Origin of the sequence: Arthrobacter sp. StoSoilB22 (genome assembly GCF_019977315.1) — a bacterium.
GTDB lineage: Bacteria > Actinomycetota > Actinomycetes > Actinomycetales > Micrococcaceae > Arthrobacter.
In genome coordinates this window covers 200,351-220,550 of sequence record NZ_AP024652.1, presented here as the reverse complement: position 1 = coordinate 220,550, position 20,200 = coordinate 200,351, and the positions used below count along the sequence as shown (strand labels likewise).

General features: G+C 63.0%; 19 protein-coding genes and 1 tRNA gene. 9 read left to right on the top strand and 11 right to left on the bottom strand.

Annotated features, from left to right (window positions below; all coding sequences use genetic code 11):
- Positions 1–17: 17 nt before the first annotated feature.
- The 3 genes from LDN70_RS01050 to LDN70_RS01040 all read right to left on the bottom strand — a co-directional run bounded on the left by LDN70_RS01050 (position 18) and on the right by LDN70_RS01040 (position 4,108).
- On the bottom strand, positions 18–1,838 hold the full coding sequence (locus tag LDN70_RS01050) for a glycoside hydrolase family 2 protein (protein WP_223942569.1): 1,821 nt from the start codon (positions 1,836–1,838) through the stop codon (positions 18–20).
- Between the two features lie 132 nt (positions 1,839–1,970).
- Positions 1,971–3,071 (bottom strand): D-TA family PLP-dependent enzyme, encoded by a 1,101-nt coding sequence (locus LDN70_RS01045; protein WP_223941446.1) that lies wholly within the window; start codon positions 3,069–3,071, stop codon positions 1,971–1,973.
- Positions 3,072–3,103: 32 nt separating this feature from the next.
- Positions 3,104–4,108: a LacI family DNA-binding transcriptional regulator gene (locus LDN70_RS01040; RefSeq protein ID WP_223941445.1), complete on the bottom strand. Its 1,005-nt coding sequence runs from the start codon at positions 4,106–4,108 to the stop codon at positions 3,104–3,106.
- 173 nt (positions 4,109–4,281) lie between these two features.
- On the opposite strand from LDN70_RS01040, the gene LDN70_RS01035 reads away from it, so the two are divergent.
- On the top strand, positions 4,282–4,656 hold the full coding sequence (locus LDN70_RS01035) for a hypothetical protein (protein WP_142937140.1): 375 nt from the start codon (positions 4,282–4,284) through the stop codon (positions 4,654–4,656).
- A gap of 16 nt (positions 4,657–4,672) precedes the next feature.
- Here LDN70_RS01035 and arfA read toward each other — a convergent pair whose 3' ends face one another.
- Positions 4,673–6,199 carry an arabinosylfuranosidase ArfA gene (arfA, locus tag LDN70_RS01030; protein WP_223941444.1) on the bottom strand — a complete coding sequence of 509 codons (1,527 nt, stop codon included), beginning with the start codon at positions 6,197–6,199 and terminating at the stop codon, positions 4,673–4,675.
- Between the two features lie 234 nt (positions 6,200–6,433).
- Positions 6,434–6,506, bottom strand: a tRNA-Lys gene (locus LDN70_RS01025).
- Between the two features lie 230 nt (positions 6,507–6,736).
- Here LDN70_RS01025 and LDN70_RS01020 point away from each other — a divergent pair.
- Positions 6,737–7,396 (top strand): hypothetical protein, encoded by a 660-nt coding sequence (locus LDN70_RS01020; protein WP_142937142.1) that lies wholly within the window; start codon positions 6,737–6,739, stop codon positions 7,394–7,396.
- 234 nt (positions 7,397–7,630) lie between these two features.
- On the opposite strand, the gene LDN70_RS01015 is transcribed toward LDN70_RS01020, so the two are convergent.
- Positions 7,631–8,365 carry a hypothetical protein gene (locus LDN70_RS01015; RefSeq protein WP_223941443.1) on the bottom strand — a complete coding sequence of 245 codons (735 nt, stop codon included), beginning with the start codon at positions 8,363–8,365 and terminating at the stop codon, positions 7,631–7,633.
- A gap of 194 nt (positions 8,366–8,559) precedes the next feature.
- On the opposite strand from LDN70_RS01015, the gene LDN70_RS01010 reads away from it, so the two are divergent.
- On the top strand, positions 8,560–9,177 hold the full coding sequence (locus tag LDN70_RS01010) for a DUF47 domain-containing protein (RefSeq protein WP_043469600.1): 618 nt from the start codon (positions 8,560–8,562) through the stop codon (positions 9,175–9,177).
- Between the two features lies 1 nt (position 9,178).
- Complete coding sequence (locus LDN70_RS01005) at positions 9,179–10,195, top strand: inorganic phosphate transporter (RefSeq protein WP_223941442.1); 1,017 nt, start codon at positions 9,179–9,181, stop codon at positions 10,193–10,195.
- 117 nt (positions 10,196–10,312) lie between these two features.
- Here the strand turns inward: LDN70_RS01005 and pstB are convergent, their stop codons facing one another.
- The 4 genes from pstB to pstS all read right to left on the bottom strand — a co-directional run bounded on the left by pstB (position 10,313) and on the right by pstS (position 14,456).
- Entirely contained in the window at positions 10,313–11,092 is a 780-nt protein-coding gene (gene pstB, locus LDN70_RS01000; protein WP_223941441.1) for a phosphate ABC transporter ATP-binding protein PstB, read from the bottom strand.
- A 67-nt stretch (positions 11,093–11,159) separates the two neighbouring features.
- On the bottom strand, positions 11,160–12,263 hold the full coding sequence (pstA, locus tag LDN70_RS00995; RefSeq protein WP_166840987.1) for a phosphate ABC transporter permease PstA: 1,104 nt from the start codon (positions 12,261–12,263) through the stop codon (positions 11,160–11,162).
- Positions 12,264–13,196: a phosphate ABC transporter permease subunit PstC gene (pstC, locus tag LDN70_RS00990; RefSeq protein ID WP_024819033.1), complete on the bottom strand. Its 933-nt coding sequence runs from the start codon at positions 13,194–13,196 to the stop codon at positions 12,264–12,266.
- Positions 13,197–13,334: 138 nt separating this feature from the next.
- Positions 13,335–14,456 carry a phosphate ABC transporter substrate-binding protein PstS gene (pstS, locus tag LDN70_RS00985; protein ID WP_223941440.1) on the bottom strand — a complete coding sequence of 374 codons (1,122 nt, stop codon included), beginning with the start codon at positions 14,454–14,456 and terminating at the stop codon, positions 13,335–13,337.
- Between the two features lie 249 nt (positions 14,457–14,705).
- Here pstS and LDN70_RS00980 point away from each other — a divergent pair, with 249 nt between their 5' ends.
- The 5 genes from LDN70_RS00980 to LDN70_RS00960 all read left to right on the top strand — a co-directional run bounded on the left by LDN70_RS00980 (position 14,706) and on the right by LDN70_RS00960 (position 19,430).
- On the top strand, positions 14,706–15,833 hold the full coding sequence (locus LDN70_RS00980; protein ID WP_142937147.1) for an FUSC family protein: 1,128 nt from the start codon (positions 14,706–14,708) through the stop codon (positions 15,831–15,833).
- Between the two features lie 50 nt (positions 15,834–15,883).
- Positions 15,884–17,257, top strand: coding sequence for a DNA repair protein RadA (gene radA, locus LDN70_RS00975; protein ID WP_223941439.1), 1,374 nt, complete (start codon positions 15,884–15,886; stop codon positions 17,255–17,257).
- A 56-nt stretch (positions 17,258–17,313) separates the two neighbouring features.
- On the top strand, positions 17,314–17,937 hold the full coding sequence (locus LDN70_RS00970; RefSeq protein WP_142937149.1) for a Pr6Pr family membrane protein: 624 nt from the start codon (positions 17,314–17,316) through the stop codon (positions 17,935–17,937).
- A 133-nt stretch (positions 17,938–18,070) separates the two neighbouring features.
- Positions 18,071–18,598, top strand: a complete 528-nt coding sequence (locus LDN70_RS00965) for a hypothetical protein (RefSeq protein WP_223941438.1) — start codon at positions 18,071–18,073, stop codon at positions 18,596–18,598.
- Positions 18,522–19,430 carry a zeta toxin family protein gene (locus LDN70_RS00960; protein ID WP_160147618.1) on the top strand — a complete coding sequence of 303 codons (909 nt, stop codon included), beginning with the start codon at positions 18,522–18,524 and terminating at the stop codon, positions 19,428–19,430. Before LDN70_RS00965 ends, LDN70_RS00960 begins: the two co-directional genes overlap by 77 nt.
- Here the strand turns inward: LDN70_RS00960 and LDN70_RS00955 are convergent.
- The gene (locus LDN70_RS00955) at positions 19,427–20,128 is read right to left on the bottom strand and encodes a TetR/AcrR family transcriptional regulator (RefSeq protein ID WP_223941437.1); all 702 of its coding nucleotides are present in this window, start codon (positions 20,126–20,128) and stop codon (positions 19,427–19,429) included. The genes LDN70_RS00960 and LDN70_RS00955 overlap by 4 nt on opposite strands.
- Positions 20,129–20,200: the final 72 nt, after the last annotated feature.

Genomic DNA, 20,200 nt, shown 5'->3' with positions numbered 1-20,200 from the left:
CATGAGTGCCACGTAGCCTACGCCCACCGGGTTTCGATCGCGGCAGGCCGCAGCTGGCTGGCGCGGATCCTCTCCAGATCGAACTTGTTGCTGCGGTCGAAGTTGAAGATGCCGTTCTTCTCCTGGAACACATCCGTCAGCTGCGTGTAGCAGTAACCGAACATATCCTCGTTCTCCAGCAATACGGCACAGAGTCCATCGAAGCGGGTGTAGAACTCTTCCTCACTGCTGACGCGCTGGCCGTAGCCCCATGAAGAGGCGACGTCGCTTCCGTCCACGGCCTGGCGGGCCTCAAGTTCGTTCCACCAGATCCCGCCGAATTCGGAGACGAAGTAGGGCTGGCCTGCATAAGGCACTGAATACTCCTGGCCGTCCGCCGTGCGGTTGATGTACGGCTTTCCGTCCGCAAGGCCCTGTTGTTCCATGCGGAACCGGTCCGGATCCTGTTCATACGAGTGCGAGTCGTAAATGTCGGTCTCCCGAATGCGATGTGAGTAACCGGAGGCATCGATGACCGGACGCGTAGGATCAGCGAGCTTGGTGGCAAGGAACATGGCTTCCGTGACGTCATCAAGTATCGTGGGGCGATCGTGCATCACTTGGTGGGTCTCGTTGAGAGGGCACCAACCAATGATGGAGGGGTGGTTGAAATCGCGCTTGAGCACCTCCAGCCATTGCGCCACGAAGCTCGCTGTGGGCTTTTGATTGTGACCCACCGTTCCGCCACCGGAGACACCCCAGTCGCCGAACTCACCCCACACCAGGTAACCCAGGCGATCGGCGTGATAGAGGAAGCGTTCCTCAAAGACCTTCTGGTGCAGCCGGGCACCATTGAAGCCTGCGGCCATGGACAATTCAATGTCCTTGACGAGGGCAGCATCGTCCGGCGACGTCATCAAGGACTCCGGCCAGTAGCCCTGATCCAGGATCAGCCGTTGGAAGACTGCTTTGCCGTTGATGCGGACCACTTTGCCGTCCAAGGCAACCGATCGAACCGCTGCGTAGCTGCTGACCTGATCAATCACATTGCCGGAGGAGTCGCGGACACTGACCTCCAGGTCATAGAGGAAAGGATCTTCGATGGACCAAGGGCGCAGTGATTCTGCAGGGATTTCCAGTCGAAGGGAGGGCGTGAGATCCAGGTCGGCTTTGGCCGTGGCTTCTACACGCAGCTCGCTGTCATCGCTGAGGACGGCGGTGACAGAATGTCCACTTCGGTTCTGGCTGACCGGCACCTCCAGGGTGATGCTGGAATCGGCAAGGTTGGGCGTCATGCGGAGGCGTTTGATGTGAATCTCAGGCACCGCTTCCATCCAGACGGTCTGCCAAATTCCGGTGGTCCGCGTGTATTGGCAGTGGGTGTTGTTGTACCAGGTGGCTTGCTTGCCCCGGGCCTGCATCTCGTGCCGTGAGTCTCTGGCTCGAACCACAACCACAGCGTCCGTACCGGGCTCTGCCGCTCCCCCGAGGTCTGCCGTGAAAGGCGTGAACCCGCCACGGTGACGGGCTACTTCCACGCCGTTTACCCACACCGTGGCGTCGTGATCCACCGCGCCAAAATGCAAAAGGACGTTCTGTCCGGCCCACTCCTGAGGGATGGACACGGTGCGCCGGTACCAGACGGCTTCCATGAAATCTACGTGCTCAATCCCCGAAAGGGCGGACTCCGGTGCGAACGGAACCAGGATCCGGCTGTTGAGTTCACGCGTGGTGAGTCCGCGCTCCAAACCGGAGTCACCGGCGTCGATCTCAAATTCCCAGGTGCCGTTGAGGTTCAGCCATTTGTCACGGACCAGCTGTGGACGGGGATGCTCGGGCTTGGGGAGGGAAGGAATCACATCAGAGTACGTCAAGGCCTGTCCTTCAAAAGCGGGATAGAGGAGTCATTCCAGTGAAGCGCATGCCATGGAAATTTGCACTGGCACCAGGAATCGTGCCATTCCTCCACCTCATCCTGGTCAAGAATCGGCCTAGTTGTTTCGGCCCCGAGCCGCAACGCTCCACTGCTCCACCACAGCCCCGCCGCGCACCACAGTGACCTCGTCCACCAGATTCATAGTGAGGCACACATGGTTGGGGATGACTCGGAGCCGTGTGCCCAGGGGCGGCAGTTGCGAGGAGTCCGGCCACACAACCGTGGCGTGGTGCTCGGACAACGCCGTGACGCGAGCCTCAGGGAATTCGGGGAGCCGCCCGTACCCGGTAGCCCAGTCCGGGCGGTCACTGCCCAGGATCTTGCTGCCGGCGTCCACCACAACCCGGCGCACGTTCCCGCCACGGGCTTCGTGCCTGCTGACCACTGTGGCGGCGACCGTCAGAGCGATGTCATCCCAGCCGCAGCGCTCCAGTTCCAGTTGCTGGGCGTCGCCGAACACGTAAACTCCGGGACGCAGTTCCGTGGCTGCGGATTCACCGGTGATCAGGGCCGTGGGCGTGGACCCCCCGCTGATGGTCCTCACGTGGAAACCAGCGGAAGTCAGCGCCGTTGCCGCAAGACCCAGCGCTTCATTCTCGTTACCCGCAGCACCTGTGGGCATGCCGGGCTTGTAGCTATGCCCCGGGAAGGTGAAAACACCGGCCACGGCCAAACCCGCCGCCGTGGCTGCCCTGGCAACATCCACCACCTCGTCCGGCAGGACTCCGCTTCGGTGGTGCCCGCTGTCCACTTCGATCAGCACCTCAATACTGCCGGCATCCGCGCCAAGTTGGCCGCCCATCGCCGTCGCGCTTTCCGCCGAATCCACGCCGACGGCGAGGCGGCACGTGGCCGTCAACGCGCGAAGACGTTCCGCATGCGGCGCTTCAACCCAGAGGGGGTAAGCGATGAAGATGTCCTTCACGCCGTCCGCAGCGAAGACCTCGGCCTCCCCGATCGTGGCCACAGTGATGCCAACGGCTCCCGCGGCGAGCTGCTTGCGCGCAATCTCCAGCGTTTTGTGCGTCTTCACGTGCGGACGGAGTCCCAGCCCGCGCCCGCGCATGCTCGCCGCCATCCGTTCGATGTTCCGGTCCAGGACATCGGTGTCGATCATGACGGCAGGGGTGATGAGGGCGGCAGGAATAGCGTTCATTCATAAACCCTAGCGGCCGGGACAATGACGACCTACGGAGCGGACTGCCTGACCCGCATTTCGAACGCCGCCGCCGGCTGCTGGACGGCACGCAGCGCATCTTTGCTTTCGATCCGCTGGATGAGGAGTTCGACGGCCCGCTCCGCAATTTCCGCCCGCCCCGGCGCCACAGTAGTCAACGACGGCGACGCGAACCGCGACTCGTCAATGTCATCGAACCCGGCCACGGCAATCTCCTCCGGGACTTTCCGGCCACGGAGCAGGAGTTCGTGCATCGCCCCTAAAGCGAGGGCATCGTTGAGCCCGAAAACGGCGTCGAATTCCACGCCGCTGTCCAGCAACCGCGCGGTGGCGTCAGCACCGCCGTCGCGCCTCCAATCGCAGGGGACCACCAGCGCCGGGTCATGCTCCACCCCGGCGTCAGCGAGCGCAGCCCGGTAACCGCGAAGGCGGAGGCCGTTGCTGCCGGCTTCGTCGCCGTCGTGCGCGCCCAGGACGGCTATACGACGGCGGCCGCCCGCCAGCAGGTGCGTGGTGACGGCGGCGGCAGCCTCCTGGTTTTGGATGAGGACCATGTCCAGCCGGGGGTCCTGCACGAATTCGCCCAGGAGGACCAACGGTTTCTTGCCGGCGGAGGCGATGATCTGCTCGGCTTGCAAGGCCAGTGGGATGAAAAGGAGGCCGTCGGTGAGGCTGCGGAACTGGCCCTGAAGCGCAGCTTTCTCGTGCTCTGCCTCGTTGCCGGATTGCTCCACCAAAACCCGGTAGCCGCGGGCCCAAGCGGCCTTCATGATGTCCGAGGCCAGCTCGGCATAGTACGGGATGGAGAGGTCGGCCAGCACCAGCCCGAGCATGTTGGTCTTTCCGGAGCGGAGGCTTCGGGCCGTCAGGTTTGTTTGGTACCCGAGCTCATCAATAGCATCAAGGACCCGCTGCTTGGTGGCGGGCCGGATGAACTCGTAGTTATTGATGACATTGGAGACCGTCTTCAAGGACACTCCTGCCGCGCGTGCGACGTCGTTCATGGTCACGGCCATGCAGGGCTCCTTCTGGTTCATTTCCGGCTCGGTATACATCGTTGCAGATGTAGTGAGGTGTCCGCGCCTGCGCCCCGCCACCTGTCACATTCCGCTCATCCCCGTGCAACGCGCCTGCAACATAGATGCGCAATGCTGGGGGCAACGGACGGATACAGCTGAGGGGAGCAGACATGAGCATTGCAAACAGGGATCTATTTCAGGCACTGAAAACGCAGGCCAGCCTGGCGCAGGCATTCGGCACCATGCCGGGTAGCCAGGACGAGCCACACGCACTGAAGCCGGGTGAATACGTTGAGGCTTGGCACAACGGCCGCCTCTATCACCGGGGCACCGTGGTCAAAACAGTAGTGGGCACGGACCTCTTTTGGCTCCAGGACGAAACCGGCAGCCGACGCCTGCTGGACATGGAATCCATGGAGATCGTGACCGGTGACCAGCCTGCCCCGGCGCCCGCAACGCAGGCACCGGAGCCGACCCTGTCAGCCACTGTGACACCAATTTCTGCGTACCCCATGTTCCACGACGGCACGCAGCAGATCGCCTAGCTCTCGTGGGACTTGCCTAGGAGTCCAGCGACAACCGGATCATGCTCCAACTCACGGCCGGAAGTTCTGCGGTGAGCCGACCGCCGTCGAGCTTTGCACTGACGTTTTCGGACGGCAGGACTGACGTCGAGTCGTCAGCCGTTGCCTGCCAGTACGGGTCCTTGTTCGTGTAGGTCACGGCCTCGATGACTTTGCTTGCGCCGAGGCTTCCGACGGCGGCATCCAGCGTCAGCGCGTCCGTCGCCGAGCGGTTCACAGCGAAGACCACGGCCTCGTTGGCTTCAGCGTTATAGGTCCCCACAGCTGACAGTGACGTGAAACCGGACGTCTTTTCACTGTCCAGCAGCGGGGACTCGACGGCCAGATTCAGCACCGTGCCCGAGGCATGCCGGGAGGTAAGCGCGAACGGGTGGAATGTGGTCTGCTTCCAGGCTCGGCCACCCGGCTCGGTCATGATCGGTGCGATCACGTTGACCAACTGGGCCAGGCTGGCAGAATGCACCCGGTCCGTGTTCCGCAGCAGCGTAATGAGGAGATCGCCCACCACCACGGCGTCCGCCACGGTGTAGCGGTCCTCGAGCAGCACCGGCGCCACAGGCCAGTCATCCCCTGTAGGTGCCTTGGATTCGTCGCGCGACATGTGCCAGACGTTCCACTCATCAAAGGAAATATTGACCTGCTTTTCGGACTTAGTGGACGACTTCACATGATCGATGTGTGAAACCAGGTCCTTGATAAAGGCCTCCATCCGGTGCCCGGCAGACAGGTGTTCCTGCAGGTCCCCGAAGTCCTCGAAGTACTGGTGCGCGGAAATCAGATCCACCAGCTCGTACGTCTCGTTGAGGACCACACGCTCCCATTCGCCGAACGTGGGCATGGTGGGCGCCGAGCTCCCGCAGGCCACCAGTTCCAGGTCCGGGTTGACCATCCGCATGGCCCGGGCAGTCTCCGCCGCGACCCGTGCGTACTCGCCGGCCTTTTTGTGGCCGATCTGCCAGAAGCCGTCCATCTCATTCCCGAGGCACCACATGGTGATGTTGTGAGGCTCGACGGCGCCATTCGCCTTGCGCTGTTCGGACAGGGCCGTCCCACCCTTGATGTTGGAGTATTCCAGCAGATCCAATGCTTCCTGTGTGCCCCTGGTGCCCAGATTCACGGCCATCATGGGTTCGACTCCGGCCTTCGCTGACCATTTGGCGAACTCGTCCACACCCACCAAATTGGGGTCGCTGGAGTGCCATGCGAGGTCGAGGCGCGTGGGGCGGTCCTCCTTGGGCCCTACCCCGTCTTCCCAGCGGTAGCCCGAGACGAAGTTGCCGCCCGGATAGCGGACCGTGGAGACGCCGAGTTCCTTGGTGAGTTCCAGGACGTCGGTGCGGAAACCGTCGTCGTCGGCTTTGGGGTGCCCGGGTTCGAAGATGCCCGTGTACACACACCGGCCCAGGTGCTCCACGAAAGCGCCGAACGTCTTCCTCCTGACAGGGCCCACGACGAACGCGGGGTCGATGGTGATTTTGGCCGTAGGGTTTTCTGGGTTTCCCAAAGGGTGGGTCCTTGTCTGCTGGTTATTGCGGGTTTCTACAACGTTATAGAAACCATGCTGGCGTTACGCAGGGGTGGGAGTCAAGAGATTTTTTTCGGGAAACCCCGCCCAACGGACAATTCACCCTGGCACGCGGCGGTGATTTGTCCGTTGACGGGGGTCAGAGCGCCCGCGCGTCCGGGCGGAGACAAAAAACAGGCCGGAGACTCAAGGTCTCCGGCCTGTCTAGGAGGGTGGGCCCTGTGGGGATCGAACCCACGACCCACGGATTAAAAGTCCGATGCTCTACCAACTGAGCTAAAGGCCCCTCCAGCTGTTGAAACAGCCATGAATACTGTACCCCAAGGTCAAGGCCTGCGAGGAACTGAAGGTGATGTGCGCCGTCGAGACCCACTCTGAACCGCGGACGACGACGGCGGGAGCCTGGGGCGGCGTGTCGAACCCTATGCGGCGCCAAAGTAGGTGGTGGCGGCACCGGGCGCCGACTGGCCAGGGTCCTCACTCGACCCCACCAGAGCACAGGAGTACGGTGAACTCATGAGCGAACAGCCAGGATCACGTGCGTACGGCGGAGCGAACAGGCACCACAAGCCCAAGCCCTTCGCGCCCATCGATTTCGAACCGTTCGCAGGTGGTGCCGACCCCGCGCGGGTCTCGGAAGCAGCCCACCTCGCCGCGCAGGCGCTGGTCAGACGCGGCCGCGACAGCGACGATCCCACGGTCACAAGCCGGCTGGTGAAGCTGGCTGATGAGCAGGGCCTCGAAGCCATCGCCGAGATGTGGGCCGAAAGTCCCGCGCGCTCGTTGCCCGGCGCGCTCTGGAGGCTCTATGCCCTCCGCGCCGCCACCATTCAGAATCCCGAGAGGATCTCCGTCTACTTCAGAGCCGGTCGCGACACCGCGCAGGTGTCCAACGTGGTGGCAGGTGCCGCTGAGCCGCCGGGAGCCGAGGAAATGAAGACCATGGCTGACGCCATCTTGTCCGGCGCTTTCGACGGCGAGTTCGACGTCGCGCTGGAACGTTCCGCCGCTTTCTGCCGCGTAGTGGCGCTGGGCCAAGCGACTCTTGCCGACGGCGCGGAGCACAGCAACGAGGGCCATGCCAGCAAGCTAACCCGCAATTCACACCAGCTGGTGAAGACCGCCGAAGACCTTGAGCACGCGGCCAATGCGTGGCGCCTGGGTGAGCTGGACTAGCCGGAAAAAGGGGCCAAACCTACCCACGTCGGGCCCGGCCTGTCAATGTTGACTTAGCCCGCCTGACGGTGAAAACTAAAGCTGGTGTCGAACCGCGAAACCCCCGGGCTTCAACATATAGCCGCTTCGAGCGGCCTACCGCCGAGAGGCGTATCCGGTTCGGCACCATTTTTATGCCCAAACGCCGAAGGCCCGGACTGGCAGTGATGCCGGCCCGGGCCTTCGCGGTAAGAACTACTTCAGCGTGACCGTGGTCTCAGCTGTTTCCTTCTTGTCATGATCAAGGTCGCCGGCAGCATCCTGCGGCGTCATGGTCACCTTGATTTCGGTTTCCTTACCGGCCGTGTAGGCAAAGTTCTCCGCAATGTTGAAGGACTCACCCGGCTTCAGCACGAACGGGTCCTTCTCCTTCAGCTTCACGCCGGAGCTGGAAAGTCCATGCTTCTTGTACCCATCGCTGCTGGAGTCCGAAGGCATTCCGCCGAGGTACTTCCAGTCCGTGTACTTTGCGTTGGGAGTGATCAGCGAGTGGCTCAGGGGGATATCAGCTGAAGAGGTGTTGGTCACCACGTAGTTCAGGTACACCACGGGGTCGCCCTTCTTGAGCAGGTTTTCCTTGGTTTCTTTGTCCACGAACATGCTGTCCTTGGATGCAACGTCAGTGGCAACCTGGTAGACGTCCACACTGAAGCTGTCGCCCTTGATGGTGCCCAGCTTGTCCCCTGCCTCGGAGATGGGCAGCGCCCAAGCGGCCACCTTGTAGGATCCCGACGAAGTACCGGCGCCCTCGGACGAGGTGGAGGCCAGCGGGGACGCAGACGCGGACGCGGACGGTGAAGCCGCGGCGGAGGAGGACGACGACGGTTCGGAACCCGTCGTGGAGCCTGCCGTGGTCCCACCACAAGCCGTCAGAGCCAACAGGCCGGCAGCGGCGATACCGGAAATTTTCATGACATAGTTCAAGCGCATGCTTCCCCCATTGAGTGGATTAATTGGTACTTGACCAAGTGTCGCATGGTTGCGGAGGCACAGCGATGGGGAGAAGTACCCGCAACGCTGCGTGAACTTCGCAGACCTCGCGGCAGTGCCGGTAAAGTTGGGACCGAAACGGGCGGCGTCAAGTCATACTGCCCGTGCCCACCCGTCCCCAGCCCGGAAGCGACATGAAGCTGCGCCTTTTTCCCCAGGAACCTGCCGGGCTCGTACTGCTCGCGCAGATGGCCGGCGTCATTGTTGCCGCGACTGGAACGCTCTCGGAAATACTCGGCGCGCCGGCCAGTGAGCACCAGCGCCTCGCCGAAGAGCTGCACGAGCACGAATCCAAATCCTTGGACCTCCATTTCGCGCTGCTGACGCACATGCGGACCAGCTTCGTGAACCCGCTCCCCCGCGAGGACATGTACACCCTCTCCCGCCACCTCAACGAGGCCATGGAGAAGCTCGACGCAGCCGGGGACCTCGTAGCGCTCTACAAGCTGGATCGCCTCCCCAAACGTGCCGCAGACCAGTTGGAGATCATCAGCCGGCAGGCCGAGCTCACCGTGGATGCGATGCGAAAGCTCGAGGACCTGGACGAGCTTGAGGACTACTGGATCGAAATCCTGAGGCTCGCCAAGCGTGCAGAACGCTCCCACCGGATCTGGGTTGCCGAGATGCTCAAGGACATGAAGTCCACGCAGTATGCCCGGCATCGCGACATCGCCAACCAATTGGTGGAAGTTACCAAGGACATGCGGAAGGTCGCCACCCAGGTGGGCAGCATCATCGTCAAGGAATCATGACGTGACCCTCGCCTTCCTGGTCCTCGTCGTTGCTTTGGCCTCCGGGTTCGCGTTCCTCAACGGCTTCCGCGACGTCTCCAACGCCGTCGCGCTTTCCACCCGGACCCGCGCCCTCACGCCGTCGATTGCTGTGCTGCTGGCGGCCATCTTCAATTTTGTGGGTGCCATGCTCAGCGGCACCTTCATTCTCGCCTTCACGCAGTCGTGGATCACCCTGCCCAGTGGGACCAGCGGCCTCACCATACTGGCCTCCGCGCTCACCGCCGCCATCTTGTGGGGCGTCTACGCGTGGTGGCGCGGCATTCCCTTGTCTTCGACGAACTCGCTGGTTGGCGGCCTGATTGGTGCCGGCGCCGCGAGCATTCTTGTGGGCGGGAACGCGGTGGGCGGCATGGACAACGTGCTGCTCGCCCAAGTTGCCCTGCCCCTGCTGCTCTCGCCCGTGATCGCGTTCGTGGCTGCGTACCTGCTGGTTTGGCCAGTGACGTGGGCTGCACGCTACACGCAACCGAACGTGGTCAACCGGCGGTTCCGCCGGGCGCAGGCCGTCTCCACCGCAGCTGTGGCCTTCGGCCATGGCCTCCAGGATGGTCAGCGCACGGCAGCTGTGATGGTGCTCGCGGTCGTGGCCGCGGGCCTGTCCAGTGGCAGCGACGTGCCCCTCTGGACCCTCCTGCTCACCGCCGTCATGCTCACTGCGGGGACGATGTTCGGCGGCTGGCGGATCTCCCACACCCTTGGACACAAACTGATTCGGGTTGATCCACTGCGAGGTTTCGTGGCACAAACCTTGACGTCCGTGATGCTGTTCGTGGGCGCCATAGGTCTTCACCTGCCACTCTCCACGACGCACACGCTGACCGCGTCCGTGCTGGGCGCCGGCGTGAACCAGCGGTTCCACGCTGTGAATAGGCGCCTGGTCCGGAGAATCCTGTTGTTCTGGGTGGCAACGCCGTTGATCACGGCCGCAGCGGCCTTCATCCTGGAGCTGGCGTTCTCGCCCCTGGCGGACCTCTGAACTTCACGAACGAACCCAACTAGTTAAGAAAAAACGACGGCGGCCGTACCCCCAAGGCGACGGCCGCCGTCGTTCTGTGCCGACTCCCCCCATAGAAGCCGGAATCTGCAGGACCCCTTATCCGAAGCGGCCGGAGACGTAGTCTTCCGTGGCCTTATGTGCGGGGTTGTTGAAGATGCTGGTGGTGTCAGCGAATTCGATGAGCTTGCCGGGCTTGCCCGTGCCTGCGATGTTGAAGAACGCGGTCTTGTCGGACACGCGCGCAGCCTGCTGCATGTTGTGGGTAACGATCACCACGGTGTACTGGTCCTTGAGCTCGTTGATGAGGTCCTCAACAGCCAGCGTGGAGATGGGGTCCAGGGCGGAGCAGGGCTCGTCCATGAGGATCACCTGGGGCTCAACGGCGATGGCGCGGGCGATGCACAGGCGCTGCTGCTGACCACCGGAAAGGCCGGAGCCGGGCTTGTCCAGGCGGTCCTTGACCTCGTTCCACAGGTTGGCGCCCACCAGGGACTTCTCCACCAGGGCATCGGCTGCACCCTTGGAGATCTTCTTGTTGTTCAGCTTCACGCCGGCCAGCACGTTGTCGCGGATGGACATGGTGGGGAACGGGTTGGGCCGCTGGAAGACCATGCCCACCTGGGTGCGGACCGTTACGGGGTCCACGCCGGGGCCGTAGAGGTTGTCGCCATCCAGGAGGACCTCGCCCTCGACGCGTGCGCCGGGGAGGACCTCGTGCATGCGGTTCAGCGTGCGGAGGAAGGTGGACTTGCCGCAGCCGGACGGGCCGATGAAGGCCGTAACGGACTTGGCCTGAATGTTGATGTTGACGTCCTCGACGGCCAGGAAGTTGCCGTAGTAGACATTGAGGTCTTTGACGTCGATGCGCTTGGACATGGTGTTCCTTTGTTCCTTGGGGGTTTGGAAGTGTGAAGGGGCCGCCGTCAAACGGCGGCTGGCCCGGCTAGCGGCCCGTTTTGGGCGCGAACAGACGGGCGATGAGGCGGGCTCCGAGGTTCAGGAGCATCACCAGGATGATCAGCACCAGCGCCGCGCCCCAGGCCCGCTGATCCGACGGCTCAGGGTTGGACGGCGACGTCGGGTTGAGGATCTGCGTATAAATGAACGTGGGCAGCGAGGCCATCCAGCCGCTGAAGACGTTGTTGTTGATGGTGGTGGCGAAGCCGGCGGTCACCAGGATGGGCGCGGTTTCACCGATCACGCGGGCGATCGCCAGGGTGACGCCGGACGCGATGCCGGAGATCGCCGTCGGGATAACCACTTTGGTGATGGTGCGCCATTTCCGGACGCCCAGGGCGTACGATGCCTCGCGGAGCTCGTTGGGGACGATCTTGAGCATTTCCTCGCTGGAGCGGACAACAACAGGGATCATCAGGACTGAAAGCGCGACGGCGGCTACCGCACCGGTCTTGGTGCCGGGGCCCACGATGGCGAAGAAGAACGCTGCCGCGAAGAGGCCGGCCACGATCGAGGGGATGCCGGTCATGACATCCACGAAGAACGTGATGGCGCGGGCCAACGGACGGCCGTTCCCGTATTCCACCAGGTAGATGGAGGTGAGAAGACCCACGGGTACGGAGATGACCGTGGCAAGGAGCGTGATCTGGATGGTGCCCAGCAGTGCGTGGTAGATACCGCCCAGGACCGGGGCGCCTTCCTCCACTGCCTTGTTGTCATACGCGCCGGTGACACCGTTCATGGACGTGCCCAGGAAGCCGGGAGTGATGAGGCCGGGAATGCCGTTGACCAGCACGGTGAAGATCACCGAGATCAGGGGCAGGAGTGCAATCAGGAACGAGCCCACCACAAGGCATGTGGCGAGCTTGTCCTTGGCCTTCCTGGAGCCTTCAACGGCCCCGCTCCAGGAAACCAGGACCACGGCAAACAGGATGGCGGAGACGATGCCCCAGCCGAAGGCGTTGAAGCCGATGAGCGCCATGATGGCCGCGCCCACAATGAGTGCGACGGCCAGGACAATGTAGGGCGCGAACTTGGGCAGCTGGCCCTTGGTGAGCGCTGAGCGCTTGCGGACTACTGTGGCGGACATTTAGTTGGCTCCCGAGAATTCTTTGTGCCGGGTGATGATCCAGCGGGCGATCATGTTCACGCCCAGGGTGATGACGAACAGCACCAGGCCGGCGGCGATCAACGTGTTGACCTTGATACCGCTGGCTTCCGGGAAGTTCAGTGCGATTTCCGCGGCGATGGTCTGGTTGCCGGACTGGATGAGACTGGCAGTGAGGACACCGGAGGAGAGCACCAGGGCAACGGCCATGGTCTCGCCAAGTGCCCGGCCCAAGCCCAGCATGATGGCGCTGATGATGCCCGGACGGCCGAAGGGCAGCACGGCCATCTTGATCATTTCCCAGCGGGTGGCTCCGAGTGCCAGCGCGGCTTCCTCGTGCAGCTTGGGGGTCTGCAGGAAGATTTCGCGGGACAGGGAGGTGATGATGGGCAGGACCATAACGGAAAGGACGATGCCGGCGGTCAGGATGGTCTTGCCGGTGGCGGACGCCGGTCCTTCGAAGATGGGGATCCAGCCGAGGTAAGTGGCCAGCCAGTCATAGGCCGGGGAGATCTCCTTGGCCAGGAAAGCCGCACCCCAGGCGCCGTAGACAACGGAGGGGATGGCTGCGAGCAGGTCCACCACGTAGCCCAGGCCGGCAGCGAGCCGGCGCGGAGCGTAGTGGGAGATGAACAGTGCCACGCCGATTGCCACGGGGGTGGCGATGACGAGGGCGATCACGGCGGCAATCAGTGTGCCCACCACGATCGGGGCGATGTAGGCGAAGAAGCCGTTGCCGCCCTGGATGTCCTCGGCCGGAGCGGTCAGGGCAGGGATTGCCTGCACCACAAGGAACAACGCGACTCCGAAGAGGACCGCGAGAATCAGGCACCCTGCGGCCATGGCGGCCCCGGAGAAAACCTTGTCCCCGGCGCGTCCTGCGCCTTGGGAGGTTGTCAGGGAGTTGGTGGTCACTTCACGTTCCTTCAGTCTGGAGTGAACTGGTCTTACATGGCTAAGTTCCCTGCCCCGCGCCGGTGCCGCGGTGGCCACCGGAGAGCGGGACAGGGAACTTCAGTGTTCAGCCGGGTTCAGCAAACCCGCCGGGAAACCTTAGGCCTTGGCCTTGATGGTTTCGATAGCCGCCTTTGCCTTGTCCTGCAGCGCCTTGGAGAGCGGTGCGGACTTCGCGGCGTCAGCTGCGGTCTTCTGTCCTTCGTCAGAAACGACGTAGCTTTCGAAGCCCTTGACCAGGTCAGCAACTTCCTCGGTCTCGTAGGTGGTGCAGACAACGTGGTACGAGACCAGGACTACGGGGTAGGCGCCCGATGCGGTGGTCTTGCGGTCCAGCTTGATGGCAACATCGTTGGCGGCGCGGCCGTCAACGGGCTTGCCGGCTTCAACGGCCTTGGCAGCGGCTTCAGCGGAGATCTTGACGAATTCGTCGCCCACCTTGATGGAGGCGGTGCCCAGCTTGCCGGAAACGGCGGAGTCATCAGCGTAGGTTACGGCGCCCGGGGTGTCGGTGACGGTCTTGACCACACCGGAGGTGCCCTTGGCGTTCTCGCCTGCCAGGGTTGCGGGCCAGATGCCGGCAGCCTTGTCCGTCCAAACCTCGGGAGCAGCAGCTGCGAGGTAGTCGGTGAAGTTGGTGGTGGTGCCGGAGTCGTCAGAGCGGTTCACGGGGGTGACCTTGAGGTCCGGCAGGGTGACGCCTTCGTTGAGGGCGGCGATTGCGGGATCGTTCCACTTGGCGATTTCGCCGCGGAAGATCTTGGCGACGGTCGCGGCGTCGAGCTTGAGGTCCGTGACGCCGGGGACGTTGAAGGCAACAGCGATCGGGGAGATGTACACCGGGATGTTGATGGCGCCGTCGGGGCCGCACTTGGCCTTGGAGCTCTCAAGCTCTTCGTCCTTCAGGTAGGCATCGGAGCCGGCGAACTGTGCCGAGCCGTCGATGATGGCCTTGCGGCCTGCGCCGGAACCGTCCGGGGAGTACTGAACAGTCGCGCCGGAGTTTGCGGCGGAGAAGCCGGCCTTCCAAGCATCCATTGCTGCGCCGGTGGAGGACGCGCCGATGCCGGTCAGGGTGCCGGTGACCTTGGGGCCGGTAGCTGCCGACTGGGTGCCCCCAGTGGTGCCGGTTGCGTTGTCTGAACCGCAAGCAGTGAGCGCGAGAGCGCCGGCTGCGATGACCGCGATTGCCGCGTTGCGGCCGAAGTGAGTTGCCTTCACTTGGATGTGCCCCTTCCAGGGATTCTTCGATGCGGGCCGAACGGAGATTTCGGCGTGCGCGAGCTGTGGACCAATGTGTTCCTTTACTGAAGGTAAGGAGCGCAGGTAACGGGATCTGCGGTGCAAGGTGAACGGAAGATGAACGACGGCGGACCATTGGGTTATGTGGCGCGTGCCACCTTGAGGGGTGCCTGGCTTGAGGTAGTTGCTCTTCGTGGGAACGCCGGCCGGGCAAATAGACTGGAACGCATGGCTGCCGCAAAGGGATTTACTGCAAGCAAGAGGTTCCTGCGCGCCAGAGTCAGGACCGGATTGGTTCGCAGCCGGAATTCGTTGACACCGGCCATTCAGATGACGGTGTGCGCCGTGGGTGCCTACGCTTTCGCTGAGTACGTGCTGGGCCACCAGGGTCCTTTGTTTGCCGCTACTTCTTCCTTGATTGCCCTCGGTTTCTCCCGCGATCCACGCCTGCGCCGGGTGATCGAGGTGGGTCTTGGCTGCACGCTGGGCATCGTGGTTGGTGACCTGCTGCTTCACTGGCTGGGCGCTGGGATCTGGCAGGCCGCCGTCGTGCTTCTTTTTTCCATCCTGCTGGCCAGGTTCCTGGACAGCGGCACCATCTTCACTACCCAACTGGGCTTGCAGTCGTTGCTGGTGGTCCTGCTGCCGGCGCCGGCAGGTGGGCCGTTTACCCGAAGCCTGGATGCCGTGGTGGGTGGCGTTTTTGCGCTGCTGGTGACATTCCTGGTGCCGAAGGACCCGCGCCGGGAGCCCCGTAAGGATGTCCAGAAGATCCTGCATGAGCTTTCGGAGGTGCTGCGTGAGTGTGCCAAGGCCATGATCGACAGCGATTCCACCCAGGCCTGGCATGCCCTGATCCGTGGCCGGAACTGCCAGCCTTTGGTGGATCGGATGCGGCAGACTCTGCGGGCTTCCGGTGAGGTCGCCACACTGGCACCGGCACATCGGAGGCACCGCGATGAGCTTGCCGACTTGGAGCACTCCCTGGAGTACATCGACCTGGCGTTGCGTAACAGCCGGGTGTTTGCCCGGCGCCTCACCAGCGCAATCAACCATGCCGCGTTGTCCGACGAAGCGATCGAGAGCATCTCCGAAGTCCTTCAGGAAACTGCCGCGGCGATCGACGAGATGACCATTGGGTTGTCGGAGCAGAGCGAGGGCACACGGCGGGTGCATCTGCGCCGGGCCCGGAACGAACTTTCAGACATTGCGGCGCGCCTGCATCCCAAGATGCTGGACGTGCAAAGGCTCGAGGGAGAAACCGTGGTGATGCTGTTCCGGCCACTCATGGTTGATCTGCTGGAGGCGAGCGGCATGGAACCGGACGAGGCCCGGGCGGTGCTCCCGGCGCTGTAGCGTCCACCCGGTGGCTAATACTGTCAGTCCCCGCCACTACGCTGGAACCCATGGCTTCCAAGACCTCCCGCGCTTCCAAGACACCCGCTTACAAATGCGCCGAATGCGGCTGGACCGCCATCAAGTGGGTGGGCCGCTGCGGTGAGTGCCAGGCCTGGGGAACCGTGGAGGAGTACGGCGCCACGGTAGCGCGTACGACGGCGGCCGCAACAGTTTTGGAGCCGGCCCGCCGGATCGCTGAGGTGGATGGGACCACCGCGGCGTTCCTGCCCACGGGAGTGGACGAGTTGGACCGCGTCCTGGGAGGAGGGTTGGTCCCCGGTGCCGTCATCCTGCTGGCTGGGGAACCCGGCGTCGGGAAGTCCACGCTGCTGCTGGATGTAGCTGCGAAATTCGCGCGCACGGGACAGGATGTCCTGTACATCACGGGCGAGGAGTCGGCGGCGCAGGTGAAGTTGCGGGCCGAGCGGATCGACGCCGTGGCCCACACCCTTTATCTTTCGGCTGAAACAGATCTTGGCCAGGCACTGGGCCAGGTGGAGAAGCTTGAACCCAAGTTGCTGATTGTGGACTCCGTTCAGACGCTAAGCAGCGCGGACGTGGAGGGCAGCGCGGGCGGTGTGTCCCAGGTTCGTGAGGTGGCGGCGTCCATCATCTCTGCGGCCAAGCGACGCAACATGACCACGCTGCTGGTGGGCCACGTGACCAAGGAAGGCACCATCGCCGGCCCGCGTTTGTTGGAACACCTGGTAGACGTGGTGTGCCAGTTCGAAGGCGAGCGCCACTCCCGTCTGCGCCTGCTCCGCGCCGTGAAGAACCGCTACGGTGCCACGGACGACGTCGGATGCTTCGACCTCAACGAAACGGGCATCGAGGGGTTGGCTGATCCCAGCGGTTTGTTCGTTTCACGGACCCGTGAGCCCGTTTCGGGCACCTGCATCACTGTGACCATGGAGGGTCGCAGGCCGCTGCTTGCAGAGGTGCAGTCGCTCCTTGCCGAGAGTCCCAACTCGCAACCCCGCCGTGCTACCAGCGGGCTGGAGAGCTCCCGGGTGGCCATGCTGCTGGCCGTTCTTCAGCAGCGTGCCGGCTGCGTGTTGCACAAGGACGATTCCTATGTGGCGACCGTGGGCGGCGTGAAGCTGACCGAACCGGCCACGGACCTGGCTGTTGCTTTGGCCGTAGCTTCGGCGAAGTCCCGCAAGGCACTCCCCCAACGACTCATTGCTTTCGGCGAAGTTGGCTTGGCGGGCGAGGTGCGCCCCGTGCCGGGGATCAACCAGCGCATCCAGGAAGCCCACCGGCTCGGCTTCACGCACGCCATTGTCCCGGCGAGCCCTGCGGGTGCAGGTGTAATCCCGGAGGGCTTCTCGGTGCGCGAAGTGGGCCACTTGGCCGAGGCCCTGGAACTGCTGATCACCTGATCCTGCCCCGGGGTGTCGGGGCGGTTCAGGGTGTGCAGTCAGCGAGGATGAGAGGCATGACCAAACGGAATGTGCTTATCGGGGGACGCTTTTTCTTTGGCCTTCTGACGTTGGTGGCGGTGGGAACACAGCTGACGGTTCATCTTGGCCTGGGCTATGACCTGTGGAACTTCTTCAGCTACTTCACCAACCTGTCCAATATCTTCGCTGCGTTGGTGCTGCTGATCAGTGGGTACCGGGTGTTGGTCCGGAAACGGCCTACCGAGGCGGACGATGTTACGCGCGGCACGGCCACCATCGCCATGGCCGTGGTGGGGCTCGTCTTTGGTGCGCTATTGGCGGGTGAGGACCTCGGCTCGCTGCTTCCGTGGGTCAACTTTGTGGTGCACTACCTGATGCCAGTGGTGATGGTTGCGGACTGGCTGTTTCAACCGCCGCGCGCCACCCTGCGCCCCAAGCACATTTGGTATTGGCTGCTCTACCCTGTTGGCTACCTGGTTTACAGCCTCATTCGCGGGGCTTTGGTCAACTGGTACCCGTACTGGTTCATTGACCCTGCCCGGGCCGGCGGTTGGGGTGGCGTGGTGGTGTTTGCCCTCGCTATTTCCGTCGGTTTCCTGGTGGTGAGCCTGGCGATGCTGTGGCTGGGGAACAAGATGAAGCGCCAGGTGGATTACTAAACAACCGAGGCAAGACTCCGCTCCCGGGACGAGCAAAGTGACGTAGCTCGTGTTGACAGTGCGCAGCCGCAGGACAAGACTGAGGTACAGCTATACATTTGGTATAGCCTTCGGCGGAAGGAGAAACCCAATCATGCCGACGAACCTGAGGCCTCTTCAGATCGCCTACGCGCAGAAGGAACTGGCGCGCTTGGATCACATTCGCGCGGTGATGGCAGCGCACAAGGACGGCGCCTCCCAGACGGCAATAGCCAACGATGCCGGGATTTCGCAGGCAGAAGTTTCCAGAATACTGCGGCGTGTTGAGGCAGTGCCTGCCGCGATCGCCAGGTCTCCTCGTGAGGTGATCCTGCGGCACGCTGCTGGCCAGTTGGATCACGCGTCCATGCTGACCGAGCTTGTAAGCTGGAACTACAGTTTCGCGCAGGATGCTCAGCCGGAAAATCCGCTGAGCATTCGAACCTCAGGCTCTTGGGAGCAAGTCACAGATGCGCTTCACAGAGGCCTGCTGAGTGACGACGACTTCGACTACCTCTTGGAGCATGTTCGCAGGTCCTCCGCGGACACTACCAAGGGGGACCTGGATGACGGCAATGGACGCGCGGTTGCGCACCGAGCGCGAGTTGATTCGTCTGTCACAGCTTGGGTCCTTTCTTCATAAGGACTCCCACCGATCAACAGCGGTCTTTTATGACGCACGGGATAAGTTGCGCCGTAAATTCCATTCTGAGCTGATCGAGAGCTACACATCAGACGCCGCAGACCTTGGTAAGGATGGGTCTGCGGCTCTCATCACTGCTGGTCCACCCGGCGCCGGGAAGTCAACCGAGGTGAAAAAGCTTGGGCTTACGGGATATCGGGTCATCGACCCGGATGTCATCAAGGAGCATCTTCTTGAAACTGCTTGCACCGACGGCATATTTGACGATCTCCTCGATCTTCAGCTGCCGGACGGGCGCGCGCTATTGCCCAATGAGTTGGCCTCGCTTGTCCACACGGAATCTGCCGATCTAGCGAACGCGGTTTTGCGGCGATCGATTGAAGACGGCGTGAACGTTGCCATTGAGGGCACTTTTTCGTGGCCAAACCTCAAAGACCGCTACCTCAAATGGCTCCTGACCGGCGACTATAGCCATCTCACTGTCGTCGACGTAGAAGTGAGCCGCGAGACTGCTAAAGCGCAGGCCCGCGAACGCTGGTGGGGTGGTCGCGAGCAAGCGTTTGCGGGCACGGGCTCCCATCTTGGCGGACGGTTTACACCTCCGGAGGCGATCGACGGCCTCTATGTAGCTGGCGCGACGACAGCCAGCACGTGCAATGCCAATGCCGTGGCCCTATTCAACGACCCCCTTGCCGACCTCTTCGACGAAGTAACGCTGTACGTCTATGACAGGACGGGCATCAGTGATGAACGCAGTACTTACGTCGCAAGAAACGGAGTCAAGGAGGGAGACGCTCCCGTTCCTCTGGATGTGGCACCAAGAACGACTTAGCCGGCGAGAGATTCGGCTGGCGCCCGCAAGGCAACCCCTCCAAAGCGGAGGATGAGCTCCTTGCCTGCAGCCCTCACTGCCGGGAGATCGCGCCTCAGCCCGGCCAGCGTCAACACGGTATCGGCGGTGGTGGATGCCGAATCTTTTGCGATCAGCCCGTCCGCGCGGAGGTTGATCAAGGACTCCACCAGCCGGAACGCGGCGTCTCCCAGGCCCGGGTCGGCGTCACAGATGGCCGCCAGTTCCCGCCCCAACTCGCCGTAGATAGTCCTGAGTTCCTTGCGGGCTGCCATGAAGGGTCGGAAGATCTCTGCCCTGGCTTCCGGGAGGTGGTAGAGCACCCCCAGGTTCCAGCGCGAACTGCACAGCTGTGAACCGTCAAACGACACCACCGCGTGCAACCGTGCCGCAGCCAGGCCGGCGTCGTCGGAATGATCCCGCACAGCCCGGGCAAACGCCAGGCTGGTGGACACCGTCCCGCCGAGCAGCTCACCCAGGATTTCGTCCTTGGTGGAGAAGTGGTGATAGAGCGACGATTGCCGTATTCCCACGGCATCGGCGATTGCCCGGGTGGAGGTGTTCGCGAACCCCTGGCCCGTGAAAAGCTCGGCTGCCGCATCCAGTATCTCTTCGCGGGCGGTGGCCCCAGGGCGCACCGCCTGCTGCTTACGGGGGCGTCCCGGTCCGGCTGTAGTCACCCTTCATTCTTGCACCGCGCCAACCCCAAAGTTCCCGTTCACGGCCGCCTCCCGTGGTGGTGAGTTTTCATT